The organism is Sphingomonas bacterium, assembly GCF_903644055.1.
Taxonomy (GTDB): Bacteria; Pseudomonadota; Alphaproteobacteria; order Sphingomonadales; family Sphingomonadaceae; genus Sphingomonas_I.
In genome coordinates, this window is sequence record NZ_CAHJXD010000245.1 from 1 (window position 1) to 5,680 (window position 5,680).

Annotated in this window: 9 protein-coding genes; 6 read left to right on the forward strand and 3 right to left on the reverse strand. The window is 70.3% G+C overall.

The window, feature by feature from the left end:
* The 6 genes from HUU94_RS10780 to HUU94_RS10805 all read left to right on the forward strand — a co-directional run.
* Positions 1–1,015: HAMP domain-containing sensor histidine kinase (locus HUU94_RS10780; protein ID WP_174275085.1), on the forward strand; the 1,015-nt coding region annotated here is incomplete at its 5' end.
* Positions 1,015–1,437, forward strand: coding sequence for an HPr kinase/phosphorylase (locus tag HUU94_RS10785; RefSeq protein WP_174275086.1), 423 nt, complete (start codon positions 1,015–1,017; stop codon positions 1,435–1,437). The genes HUU94_RS10780 and HUU94_RS10785, both read left to right, overlap by 1 nt.
* Entirely contained in the window at positions 1,434–2,375 is a 942-nt protein-coding gene (gene rapZ / locus HUU94_RS10790) for an RNase adapter RapZ (protein ID WP_174275087.1), read from the forward strand. Before HUU94_RS10785 ends, rapZ begins: the two co-directional genes overlap by 4 nt.
* Positions 2,372–2,779, forward strand: coding sequence for a PTS sugar transporter subunit IIA (locus tag HUU94_RS10795; RefSeq protein WP_174275088.1), 408 nt, complete (start codon positions 2,372–2,374; stop codon positions 2,777–2,779). The genes rapZ and HUU94_RS10795 overlap by 4 nt, the downstream gene beginning before the upstream one ends.
* Entirely contained in the window at positions 2,776–3,051 is a 276-nt protein-coding gene (locus HUU94_RS10800) for an HPr family phosphocarrier protein (protein ID WP_174275089.1), read from the forward strand. The genes HUU94_RS10795 and HUU94_RS10800 overlap by 4 nt, the downstream gene beginning before the upstream one ends.
* A 19-nt stretch (positions 3,052–3,070) precedes the next feature.
* Complete coding sequence (locus HUU94_RS10805) at positions 3,071–3,874, forward strand: TrmH family RNA methyltransferase (protein WP_174275090.1); 804 nt, start codon at positions 3,071–3,073, stop codon at positions 3,872–3,874.
* A 139-nt stretch (positions 3,875–4,013) separates the two neighbouring features.
* Here the strand turns inward: HUU94_RS10805 and HUU94_RS10810 are convergent, their stop codons facing one another.
* The 3 genes from HUU94_RS10810 to HUU94_RS10820 form a co-directional block, all read right to left on the reverse strand.
* A complete protein-coding gene (locus HUU94_RS10810; protein ID WP_174275091.1) occupies positions 4,014–4,160 on the reverse strand; it encodes a lmo0937 family membrane protein in 147 nt (48 codons plus the stop codon).
* Positions 4,161–4,310: 150 nt separating this feature from the next.
* Positions 4,311–5,501, reverse strand: coding sequence for a class I SAM-dependent RNA methyltransferase (locus HUU94_RS10815; protein ID WP_174275084.1), 1,191 nt, complete (start codon positions 5,499–5,501; stop codon positions 4,311–4,313).
* Positions 5,498–5,680: NAD(P)H-hydrate dehydratase (locus tag HUU94_RS10820; protein WP_302480199.1), on the reverse strand; the 183-nt coding region annotated here is incomplete at its 5' end. The genes HUU94_RS10815 and HUU94_RS10820, both read right to left, overlap by 4 nt.

Consider the following 5,680-nt stretch of genomic DNA (forward strand, 5'->3'; position numbering starts at 1 on the left):
CGTCATCTCGGCGGCGATGCGCGCGGGCGATGCCGGCGTGCTGCTGCTCACCACCAACCAGCGCGACGTGATCCGCAGCGTGCGCGCCGAGCGCTTCTGGCTGGGGATCATCCTGCTCGGCACCGGCGCGCTCTCGATGCTGCTGTCCTTCTATCTCGCGCGGACGATCGCGCGGCCGTTGCGCCGCCTGGCGCTGGCGGCGCATCGCGTGCGCCTCGGCCGATCGCGCGAGGTGCAATTGCCGCGCCTGCCCTCGCGGCACGACGAGATCGGCACGCTCGCCCGCGCGCTTTCCGACATGAGCCAGGCGCTGAGGAAGCGCATCGACGCGACCGAGGCCTTCGCCGCCGACGTCGCGCACGAGATCAAGAACCCCCTCGCCTCGCTGCGCTCCGCCGTCGACAGTCTCGATCTCGTCAGCGATCCCGAGCTGCGCGACAAGCTGATCGCGATCATCCGCGACGATGTCGGCCGGCTCGATCGGCTGATCACCGACGTCTCCGAAGCCTCGCGGATGGATGCCGAGCTTTCGCGCGCGCGCTTCGAGACGGTCGATATCGGCAACATGATCGAACAATTGATCGCCGCGCGCGAGGAGCGCGGCATCCCCAACGATATCCGCCTCGCCTTCGCGCGCCCCAATCGCGGCAGCGCGGTGCTGTTCGGCGAGGGTTCGCGGCTGGCGCGGGTGATCGAAAACCTTATCGACAACGCCATCTCCTTCTCGCCCCCCGGCGGGCTCGTCCAGGTCGCCGCGACGCGCGACCAGGGCGAAGTGGTGGTGCGGGTGGAGGACGAGGGCCCCGGCGTCGCGCCCGAAGCGCGGGAGGACATCTTCAACCGCTTCCATTCTGACCGCCCCGAGGGCGAGGAGTTCGGCCGCCACAGCGGGCTCGGCCTCGCCATCGCCAAGGCGATCGTCGAGGGGCATAGCGGCACGATCCTCGTCACCGAGCGCGACGAGGGCCAATCGGGCGCGCGCTTCCTGATCCGCCTGCCCGCGGCGCAGCGCTGATGGCGCTGGTCCACGCCACCTGCGTCGCGATCGGCGGGCGCGGCGTGCTGCTGATGGGGCCGCCGGGGGCCGGCAAGTCCGATCTCGCGCTGCGCCTGATCGATCGCGGCGCGCTGCTGGTCGCGGACGATGCCGTGACGCTCGGCCGCGACGGAGATGCGTTGCGCGCGACCTGCCCCGCGACGATCGGGCGACGGATCGAGGTGCGCGGAGTCGGCATCGTCGAAGTCGCGGCGGCGGCTGGCGCTCCGATAGCACTCGGCGTGATCCTCGACGGAACGCCCGAGCGGATGCCCCCCGATCCGCTCCCCAACACCCTCTTCGAGGGCGTCGAGGTTCCGCAGATCGCGCTCGCGCCGTTCGAGGCGTCGGCGCCGCTCAAGGTAGAGCAAGCCTTGGCGCTTTATGGCCTGCCCCGATGACCGATCCCCGCCGCATCCTCCTCGTCACCGGCATGTCGGGCGCGGGGCGCACCACCGCGCTCAAGACGCTCGAGGATATCGGCTGGGAGACCGCCGACAATCTGCCGCTCGCGCTGGTCGACCGCCTGCTCGCCAGCCCCCCCGCCGAGGGCGCCGGCGAGAGCGATCGCCCGTTCGCGGTCGGGATCGACAGCCGCACGCGCGGTTTCGACGCCAAGGCCATCCTCGCGCGCGTCGACAAGCTGCGCGGCGCGCGCGGAATCGCGATCGAGATCCTCTTTTTCGATTGCTCGGGCGTCGTGCTCCAGCGCCGCTTCTCCGCGACCCGCCGCCGCCACCCGCTGGCGCAGGATCGCCCCGCCAAGGTCGGCATCGCGAGCGAACGCGAATTGCTCCGGCCGCTCCGCGAGGGCGCCGATTTCCTTATCGACACCAGCGATCTTAGCACCAACGCGCTCCAGCAACAGTTGCGCGCTTTGTTCGGCGCCGAGGCGGCGGCGAACTCGACTCTGTCGATCACCTCGTTCGGCTTCTCGCGCGGGCTTCCCAACGACGCCGATCTGGTGTTCGACCTGCGCTTCCTCCACAATCCCTACTGGGTGCCCGATCTGCGCCCCGGCACGGGCCTCGATCCCGATGTCGCGGCTTATATCGCCCAGGATCCCGCTTATCCGGAGGCGATGGAGCGGATCGAGGGGCTGCTGCTGCTGCTGTTGCCGCGCTACGAAGCCGAGGGCAAATCCTACGTCACGATCGCCTTCGGCTGCACCGGCGGCCGCCACCGATCGGTGCATGTCGCCGAGCATATGGCGCGGAGGTTGCGCGAGGCGGGTTTTTCGCCCACCATCGCGCATCGCGATCTAGCCAGGCAGACGCTGGACGCGCTGGAAGGACGACCGGAGGCTGGCGACAAGCAAGGCGTGACGGTGATTCAATGATCGGAATGGTGCTGGTGACTCATGGCCAGCTCGCGGCCGAATTCGTGCGCGCGATGGAACATGTCGTCGGCCCCCAGCCGGGGGTCGCGGGCATCTGCATCGGGCCGGACGACGATATGGAGGCGCGCCGCGCCGATATCGCCGCCGCCATCGCGTCGGTGGATGACGGGCGCGGCGTGATCCTGCTCACCGATCTGTTCGGGGGCACGCCCTCCAACCTCGCGATTTCGCTGATGGAGCCGGGCCGAGTCGAGGTGATCGCCGGCGTCAACCTGCCGATGCTGATTCGCCTGTCGGGCGCGCGCAAGATGATGAAGGTTCAGGCGGCGGTCGCCGCCGCGCGCGAGGCGGGCCGCAAATATATCTCGGTCGCCTCCGAAGTGCTCGGCGAGGCGGCGGCGTGAGCGACGGCGTCGAACGTTCGGTGCTGATCGCCAACAAGCGCGGCCTCCACGCGCGCGCCAGCGCCAAGTTCGTCACGCTCGCCAGCACGCAGACCGCCGCGGTCGCGGTCGAGAAGGATGGCTCTCGGGTCGCGGGCACCTCGATCATGGGGCTGATGATGCTCGGCGCGGCGATGGGCGATACCGTGACGGTCAGCGCCACCGGCGAGGGCGCGCAAGGCGCGCTCGATGCTTTGTGCGGGCTGATCGAGGACAAGTTCGGGGAGGAATAAGCCCCTCGCCCGCCCCGACATGCCCCGCGCGATCACCGCTTTCTCCAACCCGCTGGTCAAGCAGGTCCGCGCGCTACGCGACAAGCGCCACCGCCGCGAGCAGGGGCTTTTCCTCGCCGAGGGGCTGCGCATCCTCGCCGAGGCGGAGGAGACCGGCGTGCTGCCCGAGCTTCTGTTCTTCTCCGCCGACGGCGCCGGCCACCCGATCGTCGCACGGCTCGTCGCCAGGGTCGAAGCGCGCGGCGGCGAGGCGATCGAGACCAGCCGCGACATCCTCCACAAGCTTTCCGGCAAGGATAATCCGCAGACCGTCCTCGGCGTCTATCGCCAGCCCGCGACCGATCTCGAAGCGATCGACCGCGCCGCCGCGCCGATCTGGCTGGTCGCGCAGGCGCTGCGCGATCCGGGCAATCTCGGCACGATCCTGCGCACCGGCGATGCGGTCGGCGCGGGCGGGCTGATCCTGATCGACGATTGCGTCGATCCCTTCTCGGTCGAGGCGGTGCGCGCGAGCATGGGGGCGCTGTTCACGCAGCGTATCGCGCAGACGCGCTGGGAGGCGTTCCTGCCGTGGCTGCGCGGCGGCGACGGGCAGCTCGTCGGCACGCATCTCGCCGCCAGCGAGGATTATCGCGCCGCGCGTTACGCCGCCCCCGCCTTCATCCTGATCGGCAACGAAGCGCAGGGCTTGCCCGATGCCTTCGCCGCCGCATGCGACGTGCGCGTCCGCATCCCGATGCTGGGCCGCGCCGACAGCCTCAACGCCGCCGTCGCCTGCGCGGTGGTCGCCTATGAAGTGCTGGGCCAGCTCGGCGCACGCTGAGCACGCCGGCGCCGCCGGCCGCACGACGCCAGAGGCTGCCCTGTACAAGCTGACGTCACCCCGGCCTTGAGCCGGGGTCCCGCTTCTTCAGCGTCGGCCAAGCAGCGGGACCGGCTCAAGGCCGGGGTGCGGCGATCCTTCAGACCCTGCGGCCGCTGAACAACTGGATCAGCCCGACGACGATCGCGATGACGAGCAGGATGTGAATCAACCCGCCCGCGACGTGGAAAACCAGGAAGCCGAGCAGCCAGAGGACGAACAATATCGCGGCGATGGTGAACAGCATGTCTATCTCTCCCTTGCGAACCATCGCCGCAACGCGCCGGAACGCCGACGGCTCCACCGGATTTGGAACATAAGATCGGATCTGGAGGCTGTCCCGTTCAAGCCGAAACGTCACCCCGGCCGGGGTGACGAGAGTATAACAGGACGGACTCTAACGCGTGAACAGCGCCACCAGCTCGACATGCGTCGACCAGCGGAACTGCCCGACCGGGCGCACCCATTCGAGCGCATAGCCGCCGTCGATCAGCGTCCGCGCATCGCGCGCGAAGGTCGCGGGGTTGCACGAGACATAAGCGATCCGCCCGATCGCGCTCGCCGCCAGCGCCGGCGCCTGCTCCTTGGCGCCCGCGCGCGGCGGATCGAGGACGGCGGCATCGAAGCGCGCCAGCTCCTTGGCATCGAGCGGACGGCGAAAGAGATCGCGATGCTCGACGGCGATCGCCCGCTTGCTCGCTCCCGCCGCGCCCTTGAGCGCCAGCACCGCATCGCGCGCGCCCTCCGCCGCATATACCCTCGCCCCCGCCGCGAGCGGCAAGGCGAATGTCCCCAGCCCGGCGAACAGATCGAGCACCGCCTCCGCCCCGCCCACCGCCTCGCGCACGGCATCGACCAGCGCTTGTTCGCCATCCTGTGTCGCCTGGAGGAAGGCCCCCGGCGGCAGCGCCACGGCGACGTCGCCGAGCGTCACCGTCACCGGCCGCGGCTCCCACCACGCCTGCGCGCCATAGCCATCGTCGATCGCTAGCCGCGCCAGCCCGTGCGCGCCCGCGAAGCCGGTGATCGCCTCGCTCGCCTCCAGCCCCTCGGCGGTGACCCCGCTCAGCAGCAGATCGACGCCCTGATCGCTCAGCGCCATCCGCACCTCGCCCGCGCGGCCTCGGCGCAGCAGCGGCATCAGCATCGCGCGCAGCGGTGCGACCAGCGCGAACAGCTCGGGCCGCAGCACATGGCATTCGGCCATGTCGACGATCCGATGGCTGGCCTCCTCGTTGAAGCCGAGCACGACTCGATTGCCGATCCGTTCGGCGCGTAGCGATGCCTTGCGGCGCGTGCGCGGCGGCGAGAGATGCGCGGGCAGCAATCGCGGCGGCGCGATCCGTTGGGAGGCGAGCGCTCCCGTCACCCGCTGCGCCAGGAATTCGGCATAGGCTTCGTCGTCGACGTGCTGGAGCTGGCACCCGCCGCAGCGCGGGAAATGGCGGCACGGCGGCGTCGCATGATGCGGCCCCGCCACGACCGCCCCGCCCGCATCGATCGAATCGCCCGGCGCAGTCAGCGCGACGTGACGGCCGTCCTCGGTCACGCCGTCGCCGCGCGCGGCAAGGCGGAGCACCAGGCTCACGCGTCGGAAACCGCTTGGGCAAGATGCACCAGCAGATCGTCGGCGATCATCGCGCGCCCGGCGAGATCGGCGGCGCGCGCGTGTAGCCATATCGCCTGCTCGACCGCCTCGAACGGCGCCAGCCCATGGCATGCGGCCTGCGCCAGCATCGTGGCGACGATCCCGGTCAGCACATCACC